This is a genomic window from Paraburkholderia sp. BL9I2N2, assembly GCF_004339745.1.
GTDB lineage: Bacteria > Pseudomonadota > Gammaproteobacteria > Burkholderiales > Burkholderiaceae > Paraburkholderia.
This window is the reverse complement of sequence record NZ_SMGP01000004.1, coordinates 378,199-391,058: the sequence shown is the minus strand read 5'-3', so window position 1 is coordinate 391,058 and position 12,860 is coordinate 378,199. Positions and strand designations below refer to the sequence as shown.

Sequence of the window (12,860 nt, the reverse complement as noted above, 5' to 3'; positions counted from 1 at the left end):
AGACATACAACATGACGCAACCCGACGCCCCTTCTTTTTCCGCCTCGCTGGATGAAGGCCTCAGCGGCGCCACACGGGTGATTTTCATCGTCGGCGATCCGATCGCGCAGGTACGCTCGCCGTCCGGCGTGACCGCCGCTTTGCGCGCCGCCGGACGCGATGCGCTGGTGGTCCCCGCGCACGTCGCGCCCGCCGACCTGCCCGCGTTTTTTGCAGGCGTGACACCCATGCGCAATGTCGACGGCGTGATCATTACCGTGCCGCACAAGTTCAGCGCCACCGGGTATTGCGGCTCGCTCACCGAACAGGCGAGCTTTCTCGGCGCGGTGAACACGTTGCGCCGCACGGCGGACGGCAGTTGGCATGGCGGCATGTTCGACGGCACCGGCTTCGTCGCCGCGCTCATCGATACCGGTTGCGATCTGCGCGGCAAACGCGCGCTGCTGGTCGGCGCGGGCGGCGCGGGTTCCGCGATCGGACATGCGCTGGTTCAAGGCGGCGTGGCGTCGCTCGACGTGCGCGATAACGATGCCGAACGCACGGCGTCGCTGATCGGCCGGTTGAATGCGCTCGGACAAGGCGAGGTGCATAGTGTGGCCGCTTCCGTGGATGCGAATGCGTACGACGTGGTCGTCAACGCGTCGCCGCTCGGCATGCGAGCGGACGACCCGCTGCCTATCGACGTGTCGCGTCTGCCGGCCACGACGTTCGTCGGCGACGTGGTGACGAAGCCGCCGCTCACGCCGTTGATCGAAGCCGCCCGCGCGCGCGGATGCCCGACTGTGACAGGCACGCAAATGTTCGGCCGTGTGTGCGACCGGATGGTCGAGTTTTTGCTGGATGCGGATCGGTGAATGAAGCTTCGGACGTGACAGCGGCTGCGGCTTGCGCTGCTACACTTGCGCAACGCCAACCTGTAGAAGACATCTGCCGCGCGACCCGATGCGGCGAGTCTTCTCCTGAATCACGCTCCAATCCATGCTTCGATTCGAAAACCTCAGCAAGCGCTACGGCGAACGCCTCATCTTTCAGGGATTGCATTACGACACGGCATCAGGATGCGTCGCGTTAAACGATGAGTCCGGCAGCGGCAAGTCGACGTTGCTCGGCATCCTCGCGGGCACGATCGAGCCCGATACGGGCGAGGTGTGGCTCGGCGGCCATTCGCTGCGCAGTGCACCGCTCGCCGCGCAATCCGTACTCACCTATGTGCCCGAAGACTGCATGCCTTATTCGGATCAGACCGGACGCGAGTATCTGAGCAATGTGGCATCGGCGAGAAACACCACTGTAACCGCTGACACGCTGTCGCTTGCGGACCGCTTTGGCCTCACGCCGCATCTCGACAAACGCTTTGAACAGATGTCGTTCGGTACGCGCAAGAAGTTTTTCCTGACGGCTGCCGTGCTTGGCGAAACCCAGTTGCTGATCGCGGATGAACCCGTCGGCGGACTCGACGCCGCCGCACGCGCCGTGCTGGTCGATCTGTTCAAGACACTGGCGCAAACGCGCACGGTGTTTTTCTCGAGCTACGACGAGGTCTTTACGAATGCGTGCGAGGCGCGCAGCATCAACTTCACCGACTTGGGTTAGGCACGACTAACGCGCCCTTGCATGCCACTTGGCAGCGCCACAAACAGCGCGAGCGAAACGGGCAACCCGGCTTTCACTCGCGCATACGAAGCGCTTATACCGCCACGCAAATCTTCCCGAAGTGAGCGCCGGATTCCTCGTGCGAAAACGCCTCGCCGAGTTTCTCCAGTTCGAACGTGCTGTCGATCACCGGCTTGATGCCCATCACTTCGAGCGCCCGGATCATATCGCGCTGATCCTGACGGCTACCGACGATCAAACCCTGCAAACGCTGCTGCCGCGCCATCAGCGCCGCGGTCGGCACCGGCCCTGCCCGTCCGGTCAACACGCCGATCAGCGCGATATGTCCGCCGATCCGGCAGGCGGTGATCGACTGCGGCAAAGTCCCCGGACCGCCCACTTCGATCACATGGTCGACACCGCGGCCATCAGTCAGCGAGCGGACCTGCTTGCCCCATTCGGGAGTGTCGCGATAGTTGATCGTGTGGTCGGCTCCAAGCTCGCGAAGTCTGGCGAGCTTTGCGTCCGATGAAGACGTGGCAATCACCGAAGCGCCCATCGCTTTGGCCATCTGCAAGGCGAAAATAGACACGCCGCCGGTACCGAGCACGAGCACCGTATTGCCGGCCTTCAACTGGCCGTCCACGACGAGCGCGCGCCATGCGGTGAGCCCGGCTGTGGTCAACGTTGCGGACTCGGCGTGGCTATAGCCGCGCGGAGCGTGCGTGAAGTAGTGGCTCGGCAGCACGACGGCTTCGCGTGCGTAGCCGTCGATGCCGTCGCCGGGTGTGGTCTTGAAATCGGCGATGGCGGGCGGCCCGTTTTCCCAGAACGGGAAGAAGCACGACACCACGTGATCGCCCGCTTTGAATTCCGACACGCCCGCGCCGACTGCCTCGACGACGCCCGCGCCGTCCGCCATCGGAATCCGCCCTGCGTCCGCCGGCAGATTGCCGCTCACCACGCCGTAGTCGTGAAAATTCAAGGAGTTCGCGTGAATGCGCACGCGAATCTGGCCCGCCGCGGGCTGACCGGGATCGGCGATGTCGACGACCTGGAGATTGGCGACAGTGGCGGGCGAACCGATTTTGACGGCTTTCATGTTTCAGTTCCTCTGTGAGTTGCGCCGGCGCGTTAGGCGTCGCGGCGAAATGCTCGCAAAAGAATACCGCAAGCTTGCTCAGCGCGTCGTCGGACGCGCACAGGCTAGCGTGGGCGAAACGCGCGCTGAAAGCTCATCATGAGTGGGGGAAGTCCCTTCACGGCGCCCGTGAATGGCACGGGGCGCTCGCGAGGATCATGCATTCATTTGACGGTCTGAAGGACTTCGAAGCCTTCGAATTCCGGATGCCCGAGATAGAGCACCCGGTTGTCGCCACCTGCGCTGCGATGCGCGGCGCGAAAGGCGTCGGATTTCGTCCACGCCTCGAACGACGCGTAGTCCTTCCAGATCGTATGGCTGGAATAGAGAACGTGATCGTCCTTCTGTGGACCCTTCAGCAGATGAAATTCCACGAAACCCGGCGCTTCTTTCAGGTGCGTATCGCGCGTGGTCCACAGATGTTCGAAGGCGGCTTCGGATCCGGGCGTCACTTTGAAACGGTTCATGGCAATGTACATGCTGAAGGCCTCTTTGCAGTCACGATGTATCTGACGGCTTGCCGGACTCGAACGACACGTTCCGGCAAACCCGTCAGGCGGCCTTTCATTATATGCGCGCCATTCTTCCTACCGATGTCACGACTGCGAGCCACCCAGGCGATCCGATCGCATCCGCGTTCAGGCCGCTTTGTCCTGCGCCACCTGTTCGAGCCAGAGACGGCTGTCGGGAAACCAGAATGCGTCCGGCCGCGGCGGCGACACGAGTTTTACCGGCAGCGACGGGTTGAATATTCTGGACCATGCCGACAGATACGACGGCGTCTTCACCAGATAACCGCAACGGGACAACAGCAGACTGGAGACGAGCGCTTCACGGCCGATTTCGAGTCCCGGATAGCCGCTGAAATGAACCGGCGTATTGCCATACGCGAGCAATTTAGCGGGAGCGACTTTGACCGGCTTGCTAAACGGCCAGGCGACGAAAAAGTCCAGAAACGCCTGTTCGTCGCTTGAAACGAAGACGTTGTCGAGGTGCGGATTTTCCGCAAGCGTCGTTTCTACGTGGCGGCAGAAATCGCCCCATGAAACCGGGATGGCCTCAAGCGATTTATCCGTGCCTCTGAAATGCGCACCGAGCGTGGACGCGCCGATCTCGAGCTTCTGGCAGATCGTTTCGACTTCATCGCCGATATGGCCGGCTGGCCGGTAATATGCGAAGAATAATTCGCTGGCGCTGTTGAGTTGAAGCTGAGTCTCGTAGCGTTGACGAAACCCAAGCTGGACCAGATCGCGAACCGTCGACTTTCTCACCTTGTGCGTGAACGGCGCCGCCGCCTTGCCATTCACGGACTCGAAGAAGGACGAGAACCAGTCGATCGCTCCAGCAGCGTCTCCGTAGAGGCCGCCGCGCGCGCTGATGCACGGCGTCAGACACTTCTCGTCGCAATACATCAGAATAAACAGGACCATCTGCATCACGGAGAAAAAACCAGAGTTCTCCTGAATTTCGATGGCGAAGATTCCCCTGTTTAATCGCTGCGTGGCATGAAGTGAAATGCGACGTGGTGTGGCGACCGAATGCTTGAACCCCTCGCTGCGTCGGATCTTTTTCGCCCGATCGACTACTTTTCTTAGCATGCCCGGCTCCTAATGAAATCTAGGTATTCTTAAATTCGCACGCGTCTATGCATGAAGAAGTTCACGACGTCCGAGCATAACATCTCAAACGCCTGGGGCGAGTAAGTTCCGCGCGTCTTAGTGAGCTAGCGCACAAAGGAATCGGTAAGACTTCCCCGTGAGTTGCGGCGGTTGCATGACGTGGGCGAAGCCATGCAACGTCGGACGATAAGACGGTGTGCGGAAGGCATCCAAACGGCAACGCGCGAACGGTAATGGTTTATCCGTATGACACGTTCAGCAAGAATGCGATAGGCAGACAACCCGCGTGTGGTGACTACTCTCGCTTCTCCAGTTTCAACACTGTCAGGGCCCCGTCCACCTCGTCCGCGATGAAGTCGATCCTGTCGCCGGACTTGACCTGCGAGAGCATTGCCGCGTCCTTCACCTGAACACCATCGTCATCGCATCCATGCCGAGGTTTTCCAGAGGACCATGTTTTATGGTCAGTTTACCGGCAGTTTTATCCACCTTCCTGATTTCACCATGAGACATCGCGGCTTGCGCACTGGCATGCGCGCTCGCCGACACGTCAGTGGCTTCACCCGCCGCGTACGCCGACGTGAAAACCATGATCACGCAACCAATCGCCATCGAAGCCAACCCATTCTTCATCTCATACACTCCCACGTTAATTACGATCCACACGGCCAACCTGCCGCTGCCGCTGCCGACGTCAACCGTCCGGCAGTTCACCGGTATATTCATAAGCCACCGTTCCCCTCGGATGCCTGAACCAGCCCGGATCACGGTAGTCGTTGCGCCCCAGCCCTTCACGCACTTTCGCCACCGTAAACATGCCGCCCATTTCCAGCGCGCCGAATGGGCCGGTGCCGGTCATCATCGGCAGTGTGTTGTCGGGCAGTGGCATCTCCATTGTCCCCATCGACCCGCCAGTACTGCCCATTGCCATGTAGTCGGGCACCAGCCGGTTGATGCGTTTGACGAGGTCTTGCTGCGGCACGCCGATCATGCTCGGGACCTGATGCCCCATCGCGTTCATCGTGTGATGAGACTTGTGGCAATGAAATGCCCAATCGCCGGGACGATTCGCGGTGAACTCGATGGCGCGCATCTGCCCGACCGCGACATCGGCGGTGACCTCGGGCCAGCGCGCGGACGGCGGAATCCAGCCGCCGTCGGTGCCCACCACTTCGAAGTGGTAGCCGTGCAGATGAATTGGGTGATTGGTCATGGTCAGGTTGCCGACGCGAATCCGCACACGATCGCCCGCCCGCACCGGCAATGAATCGATGCCCGGAAACACGCGCGCATTCCATGTCCACATGTTGAAGTCGGTCATCTCGTTGACGCGCGGCGTGAAGCTGCCTGGGTCGATGTCGTAAGCGGACATGATGAACACGAAGTCGCGGTCCACCTGCATCACGCCGGGATCTTTCGGATGGACGATGAACGTCCCCATCATGCCCATCGCCATCTGCACCATCTCGTCGGCGTGCGGGTGATACATGAAGGTGCCGTGCTTCTCCAACTGAAACTCGTAGACGAAGGTCTTGCCCGGTGGGATGTGCGGCTGCGTGAGACCGCCCACGCCGTCCATGCCGCACGGCAGCAGCATGCCGTGCCAGTGGACCGTGGTGTGCTCCGGCAACCGGTTGGTCACGAAGATGCGCACCTTGTCGCCTTCGACCGCCTCGATGGTCGGCCCCGGCGCCTGGCCGTTGTAGCCCCACAGATTCGCGCTCATGCCGGGCGCGAGTTCGCGCACCACCGGTTCGGCGATCAGATGAAACTCCTTCCAGCCGTTCTTCATGCGCCACGGCAACGACCATCCGTTGAGCGTGGCGACCGGCGTGTACGGCCGGCCATTCGACGGCGCGCGTGGCGGCTGCATCGAGGCTGTGGTCATCGTGGGTGCTTCGGGCAGCGACGCGGCGCCGGCCTTGCTCACCAGTGCGGCTCCCAGCAAAGCGGCGCCCGAGCCGCTCATAAAATGTCGACGTGACACCATGCTATTTACCTTCGGATTCAGTGGGCGACGCCGTTTGCGTCGTGGAGGCGAGCGGCGTCGCGTTAGTGGCAACCGGCAAACGGCCGCCGAGTGCCTGTTGCAAATCGGTCTGCGCGAGCCAGTAGTCCTTCAGCGCGTCGATAGCGCTATTCACCGCGCCGATCTGGTCACGTGAATCGGCGAGCAGTTCGAACACGCTTGCGAGCATGCCGTTGTAGCGAAGCAGCAACTCGTCGGAGATGGTCTTGCGCAGCGGCACGACTTCGTCGCGATAGTGCTTCGCGAGGTCGTAGTCGGACACGTAGGCGGAATACGCTTCGCGCACCTCGGAACGCGCGTTGATCGCGGTCTGCGCGACGCGATTCGCCGACTGCATGTAGATCGCTTCGGCACGCGCGACTTTGGCGCTGCCCCAATCGAAAACCGGAATCTCGACGCTGATCTCGTAGCCCTGCTCGCGTCCGTCGGAAGTCGTGAAATTGTTCTGATAGCCGACGTCCAGCACGTTGATGAAACGCGTCGCTTTGCTTAAGCCCAGTGAACTGGCCACGCTTTGCGTTTGCAGTTTCGAGGCCTGGATGTCGAGCCTGTTTTGCATCGCAAAGGTTTCCAGATCGCGCAACTCCGGGCGTGTGGCAGGCAGATCCGGCAGACGCTCGGGCAGTGCGTAGTGCGCTTGCGAACCCCAGAGGCCCATCACGCGAGTGAGCTTTTCTCGCGCGGACACCGACTGCTGTTGTGCTCTTGCCGCTTGCGCGATGGCTTCCGCGTAGAAGGCCTGCTCGCGCGCGTAATCGAGCTTGCTGAAGTTGCCGGCCTGCTGCATGCGCCATGCGAGTTCGGCACTGGCCTCTGCCGCGTCCTTCACCTGCTCCGCGTAGGCGGCCGATTGCGTGGCAGCGACTGCGCGGAGGTAGGCGCGCCGCGCATCGGCGGCGACCTCGAGCATGGCGTTGGCGGCCAGTAAGCGGGTCTGTTCGAAACGGCGGCTTTCGATGCGCGTCGTCAACGGCATCGTCAATACGCGCAACATGCCGAGCGTGAACGTGCGGCTGATACTCAGGTCATCGCCACCATGCGTGCGGCTGAACGAGAAGCCGGGATTCGGCAAGCGTCCGACCTGAACGAGGTCCGCTTCGGCGATGCCCAGTTCGCTGTACGAGGCCTGCAAACCGCGGTTGTTCAGCAGCGCGATCTGGACGGCGGCGTCCATGTTGAGCGGCGCGGAAAGCAGTTCTCGCGTGCGGTTGGCGACCGCACTTCGATCCTCGTCGGTCTTTATCATTACGGCGTCTTTGCCGAGCCGCTCGGACGCGGCGGTCGACACCGTGCCGAAGCCGCCGTCGTTCGAAAACGTCGTGCAGCCGGCGAGTAGTGTCACCGCGATGGCAATTGCCACAATGCGGGTGGCTGGAAACAGGCATGGCCTCATTTTTCCGCCCCTTCGCGGTGAGAACCGTGGCCGTCCTCTTTAGCGTCGGCGCTGCTCGACTGCATCGAACCGTGGCTCGCTCCGGCGTGCCCCGCTGGATTCGTCACCGCGCGATTGAGCGCTTGCCAGCTCGGCGCTTGCTGCTCACGGTATGGGCGATAGTCGGCGAGCGCGGAGGGCGCATCGATCGCCGGCACGAATGCCGCCGGGTCCGTCGGGTCCGGAAATATGGGTGTGGCGTGCGCGAGCGCCGGCAGATATGCCGTCGCGCCGAGCAGCGCCGCAATGAACGTTCGCATGATTCGTCTCGTCAAGTACGGCCATGACGGACGACGCACAGCCGTCCATCAAGGCGAAAAGGAACAACGCAGCGTGAGGCTGCGAAAGAACTAGACGAGAGAGATGCGGGGAGGCCGTTCGACGCCGCCGGTCAGAAACGACGCGACGCGGACAGTGGGAGGCAGGGGAACAGCGAAGTGAGCCACGTTGGCGGACAGGGACGCAACGGGCGTGATCGGCAGCGCGCCGCCGAAACAGCAGGACGCACAAGTGGAGCACGCGTGCGCATGATGCTCGCCGCCCACGGAACCATGATGCTGAAGATGGGTACCGCCGCTATTGTCGGCTTGCTCGGCCATCGTCGCGGCATGGTCGTGATGCCGGGCCATTGCACCGGCTGTCTCATGGCGCGCGGGCGTCGCATCGCCCACGGAATGCGAGGACTCGCATTTCATGGAGACGGCCGCGAACGACTGAACCGGGAGGCTCAGCACAAGCAGCACGACAATGAAGAGTTTGCGCCAGTAAGACATGGGTACGAAGTCTAGCACGCAGGTTTGCAAAATCGTAAGGCTGGGACGATGCCGCGCGTGATGGCTTTGCGTGCGCGGCTGCAGTTTTCAGCCAATCACGAAAACCTGCTTGACCTTACCGCCGTGGGAAGGTCCACGCTTGAGTCATGACTTTTCATTGGAGGTAGGAAATGGAATTTGCCATCCCGGATATGTCGTGCGGCGGTTGCGCCAACGCCATCACGCGTGCAGTCACGAGTCTCGACCCTGCAGCGAAGCTCGAAGTCGATGTCCCCGTTAAAATCGTCAAGGTCACGTCGACGCTGGCAGCTGAACAACTCATCGAGGCCATCGAGGCGGCGGGCTTTCATCCGTCTCTGAGAGCCTGATAGACAACCCTTTCCAACGGACAATCACAATGAAAAAACTTCGCGCCTTTCGTGCCCTTTGCCTCTTCAGCGGCTTTGCGTTTGCCGTCGCGGCCGTGCCCGTCCACGCCCAGCAACCGGCCGCCATGCCCGGCATGGACATGTCCAAGTCAGCGGATGCAGGCTCCGGCTCCGGCGATGCGACGCAAGCTTTCAAAGCCGCCGACGACAAGATGATGCAGGACATGAGCGCCGACTATACGGGCAACGCCGACAAGGACTTTGTCGCTCACATGATTCCGCATCATCAAGGGGCGATCGAAATGGCGCAGGTCGAGTTGAAGTACGGCAAGGATCCGGAGCTGAAGCGGCTGGCCAGAAACATCATCAAGGCGCAGCATGACGAGATCGCATTCATGAAGAGTTGGCAGGCGAAGCATGGGGTGAAGTGAGGGCCCGGCGCGATTCGAAGGAGACGATCATGACCGACACTCAGCGGCTCAATTACCTACGCGTCGCGCTGGTCTTGACGGGCATCACGGCCATTGGACTTTACCCGCTGATGATCGTCTGGCCCGACGGTTGGGTCTGGCATACGGGACATTCGGAATATCCCCTGATGATTGTCGGCATGTACGCCACGCTGGGTGTGTTCCTGATTTTCGCGGCCCTGAATCCACTCGCTCATCTGAGCCTCATCTGGTTCGCGGTGTGGTCGAGCGTGGTGCATGGCGGGATCATGGCGATCCAGGTCCTGATGAATGCCCCGTACCGCGGCCATCTTCTCGGAGACGTGCCGGCGCTTTTACTCGCGGCGCTCGTTTTAGGGCTGCTCACTCCCCGCGGCGACAAAGCCAGATTTCTACGGGAGTGACGCTAATTTCAGATTCATGCCGCTTCGCCTACACGGCCGTGGCGTCTAAGCACCTCTTTCATCGAACGCACCGTCCACGCCGCCTGCCGCCGCAACGGCAGCAGCAGAAACACCAGCCATCTCACCCCGGCTCCGCCGCCACCCCGCCGGCGGCATCCCGAACTCCCGCTTGAAAGCCCGATTGAACGCCGCCTCCGACTCGTACCCTACCTGATCCGCCACCGCCGCCAGCGACTTCGTCCCGCCACGCAACTCCTGCGCGGCGATCTGCAAACGCCAATGCGCGAGATACTGCATAGGCGGCTGACCGAGCAACTGCGTAAATCGCTGCGCCAGCGCGGACCGGGACAAGCCCGCTTTGCGCGCCAGCTCGTCGACTGTCCAACCATGCGCCGGCTGCGCATGCATCAGCGCGAGCGCACGACCGACAAACCGATCCCCCACGCCCGCCAGCCAGCCTTTCCGATCGGACGGCAGCGCATCGATGCAACGCCGCACCGCCTCCACGAAAAGCAGTTCCGATAGACGCGCGAGAACGATCGCGCTGCCTACGCGCCATTCCGCCGCCTCGGCCGCCGCGAACCGTAACGACGATTCGAGCCACGCGGACTGCGGGTCGTTGCGCATGTCGACCTTGAAGATGCGCGGCAGCGCGGACAGCACCGGGTTGCTCAACGTGTCGTCGCACGCGAGAAAGCCGCACACCAGACGCGTGCGCTCTCCACCACCGCCGTAGCGAAGCGCCATCAACTGTCCCGGTGAATTCCGCAGCTGACTCTCGAGCAATTCGCCGGTGGGTCCGGGCGTAATGTCGAGCGAACTGCCGAGCAGATGCGCTTCGCCTTGCGGCACGACGAGCAGTTCGCCGGCAGCGACGTAAATAGCGGATTCAGGGTCGTCCGGGAGCGCGGCCCAGCAGCCGCCCTCGGTGATCAGGTGGTAGGAGACGATACGTTCCGCGGGAGGAAGGAAACTGCCGCACAACGCTGCGTTCGCCTGGCCGTACAAACACCAGGGTGCAGTGAAGTCGCCGTTTAGATACACCGCACCACCAAGGCGAACCAGGCGGAGGACGTCGGAGAGCGCATCCATCATTGTTTCCAGGAACTTCGGCGTCCTGCACAAAAGATCTGGACGCCTGGTCATTCATCGATTCGACAGCCGCACTGATACTAGCATCCATGCGAATTCCTTACAACAATGCTAAGGAATCTTGAATGAATCGAATACTTAACGTCAATTAAGGAGGCACCACATGAATTCATAAGTCCTGGCGCAATAACACTAACGTGCATCGCACAAATTTTTCTCTGGAGCATCCCCATGTCTGAAGTTCATTCTTCTTCATCACACACCTCCGAATTCGCTGACGTCAAAGCGCGCCAGCACGCCGCGTGGGAAACGGGCAATTACGCCGTCGTCGGCACGACGTTGCAGATCGTCGGAGAAAATTTGTGCGAGGCACTCGATCTACGCGCCGGCAGCCGCGTGCTCGATGTCGCGGCCGGCAACGGCAACGGCACGCTCGCCGCCGCGCGCCGCTGGTGCGATGTCGATTCGACCGACTACGTGGCCTCGCTGCTCGACGCGGGTCAGGCTCGTGCGCGAGCGGAAGGTCTGACAACGGTGCAGTTCCGCGAAGCCGACGCCGAAGCGCTGCCCTACGCGGACGCCACCTTCGATGTCGTCATGTCGACCTTCGGCGTCATGTTCACGCCCAATCAGGAGAAGGCGGCAAGCGAGCTGGCGCGCGTGTGCAAACCCGGCGGCAAGATCGGCCTCGCGAATTGGACGCCCGATAGCTTCATCGGCCAGGTGTTCAAGACGATCGGCAAATACCTGCCTCTGCCGCCCGGCCTCAAGTCGCCGGCATTGTGGGGCACCAGGGCGCGGCTCGACGAACTCTTTCACGGGAATGTGCGGAGTGTCGCCGTAACGAGCCGCGAATTCATGTTCCGTTACCGCTCGCCCGCGCATTGGCTCGAGGTATTCCGGACTTACTACGGCCCCATCAACAAGGCATTCGCCGCGATGGACGACGAACGGCAAGCGGCCTTCCAGCGCGATCTCATGACGCTGATGGAAAGCCGCAACCGTTCCGGCGACGGGACACTCGTGCTGCCCAGCGAGTATCTCGAGATCGTGATGGTGCGGCAATGAACGGGGTCGGCCGCGTACTGGCCGGCGCGGCTGTCTACTTTTTCAATCGATGGCCAAAGGCCAGCGTCGTCGGCTTGCGGTGTATGTCGCTAGCTTTCGGCCTGCCGCTGTTTTCGTCCGTTTGCTTTTTCGGTCTTCGGTTCGTGCTCGCCAGCTTCGGGCTGATGTCTTAGGCGTCCCCGCTGCATCAAACCCGATTTTTTCCCGGCTTCGTCCTTTCCGGACGAAGCCGGATGTCCGCAAGATCGCGTGACCGTTTGCGTTCGCGCCGCTCGTCAAACCGTCACGACGATCTTGCCCAATTGTTCGTTCGACTCCAGAAAACGATGTGCGTCGACGATGCGCTCAAACGGAAATGTGGCGGCAATGACCGGCTTCAGCAACCCCGCCGCGAGTCCATCGAGAATGAACGCCTTGGCGGCGGCAAGGCGCGCCGGATCGGTCAGGATCTCGTGCACAAGGTAGCCGCGCAGCGTGAGTGACTTGCTCAGCACGGTGAACAACGGGAACGGCGTCGGCTCGTCGCTCAGTCCGCCGAATTCAATGAGCGTGCCGCCGCGAGACATCGCTGCCGTGAGCGGCTCGAATATCGGACCGCCGATTGGATCGAGCACCACCCTCACGCCGTTTGGCCCGGCAACGTCTCTCATCGACACAATCGCCGACGCCGCGACCACGGGCATGGGTCTGGCGTGGCTCCCCTCCTGGCTGGTGCGCGAGCGCATCCAGGCGGGCGAGCTCGTGCAAGTGCTGCCGGATCAGCCGGCGTTTCTCTACGACGCGTACGCGCTCTGGCTGCAAACACCTCACTTGCCGCACAAGGTGCGTCTGGCGGTCGACGCATTGGTCGATGCGTTACCCCGGCTCATGACGTGAACGGCCCGCTTCGTCT

The 12,860-nt window shown here is 61.8% G+C and carries 16 protein-coding genes and 1 pseudogene; 8 read left to right on the top strand and 9 right to left on the bottom strand.

The features are described from left to right. The first annotated feature begins 11 nt into the window (after positions 1 to 11). Together B0G74_RS37990 and B0G74_RS37985 are read left to right on the top strand one after the other, a co-directional pair. Positions 12 to 854, top strand: coding sequence for a shikimate dehydrogenase (locus tag B0G74_RS37990; protein WP_132381962.1), 843 nt, complete (start codon positions 12 to 14; stop codon positions 852 to 854). A 124-nt stretch (positions 855 to 978) separates the two neighbouring features. Continuing rightward, positions 979 to 1,593 carry an ABC transporter ATP-binding protein gene (locus B0G74_RS37985; protein ID WP_132381960.1) on the top strand — a complete coding sequence of 205 codons (615 nt, stop codon included), beginning with the start codon at positions 979 to 981 and terminating at the stop codon, positions 1,591 to 1,593. Positions 1,594 to 1,687: 94 nt separating this feature from the next. Here B0G74_RS37985 and B0G74_RS37980 read toward each other — a convergent pair whose 3' ends face one another. From B0G74_RS37980 to B0G74_RS37950, 7 genes and pseudogenes are all read right to left on the bottom strand, one after another. Then, positions 1,688 to 2,695: an NAD(P)-dependent alcohol dehydrogenase gene (locus tag B0G74_RS37980; protein WP_132381958.1), complete on the bottom strand. Its 1,008-nt coding sequence runs from the start codon at positions 2,693 to 2,695 to the stop codon at positions 1,688 to 1,690. A gap of 203 nt (positions 2,696 to 2,898) precedes the next feature. Then, positions 2,899 to 3,213 (bottom strand): antibiotic biosynthesis monooxygenase, encoded by a 315-nt coding sequence (locus B0G74_RS37975; protein ID WP_132381956.1) that lies wholly within the window; start codon positions 3,211 to 3,213, stop codon positions 2,899 to 2,901. A gap of 159 nt (positions 3,214 to 3,372) precedes the next feature. After that, positions 3,373 to 4,332, bottom strand: a complete 960-nt coding sequence (locus tag B0G74_RS37970; protein ID WP_132381954.1) for a hypothetical protein — start codon at positions 4,330 to 4,332, stop codon at positions 3,373 to 3,375. Between the two features lie 316 nt (positions 4,333 to 4,648). After that, positions 4,649 to 4,986: pseudogene (locus B0G74_RS37965) on the bottom strand (copper-binding protein). A gap of 61 nt (positions 4,987 to 5,047) precedes the next feature. Next, positions 5,048 to 6,343, bottom strand: a complete 1,296-nt coding sequence (locus B0G74_RS37960; RefSeq protein ID WP_132381952.1) for a copper oxidase — start codon at positions 6,341 to 6,343, stop codon at positions 5,048 to 5,050. Position 6,344: 1 nt separating this feature from the next. Beyond that, positions 6,345 to 7,775 (bottom strand): TolC family protein, encoded by a 1,431-nt coding sequence (locus tag B0G74_RS37955; protein WP_132381950.1) that lies wholly within the window; start codon positions 7,773 to 7,775, stop codon positions 6,345 to 6,347. Then, positions 7,772 to 8,074: a hypothetical protein gene (locus B0G74_RS37950; RefSeq protein WP_132381948.1), complete on the bottom strand. Its 303-nt coding sequence runs from the start codon at positions 8,072 to 8,074 to the stop codon at positions 7,772 to 7,774. Before B0G74_RS37950 ends, B0G74_RS37955 begins: the two co-directional genes overlap by 4 nt. A gap of 267 nt (positions 8,075 to 8,341) precedes the next feature. On the opposite strand from B0G74_RS37950, the gene B0G74_RS47730 reads away from it, so the two are divergent. The 4 genes from B0G74_RS47730 to B0G74_RS37930 all read left to right on the top strand — a co-directional run bounded on the left by B0G74_RS47730 (position 8,342) and on the right by B0G74_RS37930 (position 9,808). After that, positions 8,342 to 8,602, top strand: coding sequence for a hypothetical protein (locus B0G74_RS47730; protein ID WP_165924013.1), 261 nt, complete (start codon positions 8,342 to 8,344; stop codon positions 8,600 to 8,602). A gap of 155 nt (positions 8,603 to 8,757) precedes the next feature. After that, a complete protein-coding gene (locus tag B0G74_RS37940; RefSeq protein ID WP_132381944.1) occupies positions 8,758 to 8,955 on the top strand; it encodes a heavy-metal-associated domain-containing protein in 198 nt (65 codons plus the stop codon). A 29-nt stretch (positions 8,956 to 8,984) separates the two neighbouring features. After that, the gene (locus tag B0G74_RS37935) at positions 8,985 to 9,386 is read left to right on the top strand and encodes a DUF305 domain-containing protein (RefSeq protein ID WP_132381942.1); all 402 of its coding nucleotides are present in this window, start codon (positions 8,985 to 8,987) and stop codon (positions 9,384 to 9,386) included. A gap of 29 nt (positions 9,387 to 9,415) precedes the next feature. Further along, the gene (locus tag B0G74_RS37930) at positions 9,416 to 9,808 is read left to right on the top strand and encodes a DUF6632 domain-containing protein (RefSeq protein WP_132381940.1); all 393 of its coding nucleotides are present in this window, start codon (positions 9,416 to 9,418) and stop codon (positions 9,806 to 9,808) included. 45 nt (positions 9,809 to 9,853) lie between these two features. On the opposite strand, the gene B0G74_RS37925 is transcribed toward B0G74_RS37930, so the two are convergent. Further along, positions 9,854 to 10,900 carry an AraC family transcriptional regulator gene (locus B0G74_RS37925; protein ID WP_132381938.1) on the bottom strand — a complete coding sequence of 349 codons (1,047 nt, stop codon included), beginning with the start codon at positions 10,898 to 10,900 and terminating at the stop codon, positions 9,854 to 9,856. Positions 10,901 to 11,131: 231 nt separating this feature from the next. Here B0G74_RS37925 and B0G74_RS37920 point away from each other — a divergent pair, with 231 nt between their 5' ends. Beyond that, positions 11,132 to 11,968: a methyltransferase domain-containing protein gene (locus B0G74_RS37920; RefSeq protein ID WP_132381936.1), complete on the top strand. Its 837-nt coding sequence runs from the start codon at positions 11,132 to 11,134 to the stop codon at positions 11,966 to 11,968. A 275-nt stretch (positions 11,969 to 12,243) separates the two neighbouring features. On the opposite strand, the gene B0G74_RS37915 is transcribed toward B0G74_RS37920, so the two are convergent. After that, a complete protein-coding gene (locus B0G74_RS37915) occupies positions 12,244 to 12,618 on the bottom strand; it encodes a zinc-binding dehydrogenase (protein WP_243658515.1) in 375 nt (124 codons plus the stop codon). A gap of 31 nt (positions 12,619 to 12,649) precedes the next feature. Here B0G74_RS37915 and B0G74_RS47170 point away from each other — a divergent pair, with 31 nt between their 5' ends. Next, positions 12,650 to 12,844: a LysR substrate-binding domain-containing protein gene (locus B0G74_RS47170; protein WP_243658514.1), complete on the top strand. Its 195-nt coding sequence runs from the start codon at positions 12,650 to 12,652 to the stop codon at positions 12,842 to 12,844. Positions 12,845 to 12,860 lie beyond the last annotated feature (16 nt).

What these genes read in the sequence shown, in the direction of transcription:
- B0G74_RS37990 (WP_132381962.1), top strand. Translation starts at nt 12, where the DNA reads ATGACGCAACCCGACGCCCCTTCTTTTTCCGCCTCGCTGGATGAAGGC.
- B0G74_RS37985 (WP_132381960.1), top strand. Translation starts at nt 979, where the DNA reads ATGCTTCGATTCGAAAACCTCAGCAAGCGCTACGGCGAACGCCTCATC.
- B0G74_RS37980 (WP_132381958.1), bottom strand. Translation starts at nt 2,695, where the DNA reads ATGAAAGCCGTCAAAATCGGTTCGCCCGCCACTGTCGCCAATCTCCAG.
- B0G74_RS37975 (WP_132381956.1), bottom strand. Translation starts at nt 3,213, where the DNA reads ATGTACATTGCCATGAACCGTTTCAAAGTGACGCCCGGATCCGAAGCC.
- B0G74_RS37970 (WP_132381954.1), bottom strand. Translation starts at nt 4,332, where the DNA reads ATGCTAAGAAAAGTAGTCGATCGGGCGAAAAAGATCCGACGCAGCGAG.
- B0G74_RS37960 (WP_132381952.1), bottom strand. Translation starts at nt 6,343, where the DNA reads ATGGTGTCACGTCGACATTTTATGAGCGGCTCGGGCGCCGCTTTGCTG.
- B0G74_RS37955 (WP_132381950.1), bottom strand. Translation starts at nt 7,775, where the DNA reads ATGAGGCCATGCCTGTTTCCAGCCACCCGCATTGTGGCAATTGCCATC.
- B0G74_RS37950 (WP_132381948.1), bottom strand. Translation starts at nt 8,074, where the DNA reads ATGCGAACGTTCATTGCGGCGCTGCTCGGCGCGACGGCATATCTGCCG.
- B0G74_RS47730 (WP_165924013.1), top strand. Translation starts at nt 8,342, where the DNA reads ATGATGCTCGCCGCCCACGGAACCATGATGCTGAAGATGGGTACCGCC.
- B0G74_RS37940 (WP_132381944.1), top strand. Translation starts at nt 8,758, where the DNA reads ATGGAATTTGCCATCCCGGATATGTCGTGCGGCGGTTGCGCCAACGCC.
- B0G74_RS37935 (WP_132381942.1), top strand. Translation starts at nt 8,985, where the DNA reads ATGAAAAAACTTCGCGCCTTTCGTGCCCTTTGCCTCTTCAGCGGCTTT.
- B0G74_RS37930 (WP_132381940.1), top strand. Translation starts at nt 9,416, where the DNA reads ATGACCGACACTCAGCGGCTCAATTACCTACGCGTCGCGCTGGTCTTG.
- B0G74_RS37925 (WP_132381938.1), bottom strand. Translation starts at nt 10,900, where the DNA reads ATGGATGCGCTCTCCGACGTCCTCCGCCTGGTTCGCCTTGGTGGTGCG.
- B0G74_RS37920 (WP_132381936.1), top strand. Translation starts at nt 11,132, where the DNA reads ATGTCTGAAGTTCATTCTTCTTCATCACACACCTCCGAATTCGCTGAC.
- B0G74_RS37915 (WP_243658515.1), bottom strand. Translation starts at nt 12,618, where the DNA reads ATGAGAGACGTTGCCGGGCCAAACGGCGTGAGGGTGGTGCTCGATCCA.
- B0G74_RS47170 (WP_243658514.1), top strand. Translation starts at nt 12,650, where the DNA reads ATGGGTCTGGCGTGGCTCCCCTCCTGGCTGGTGCGCGAGCGCATCCAG.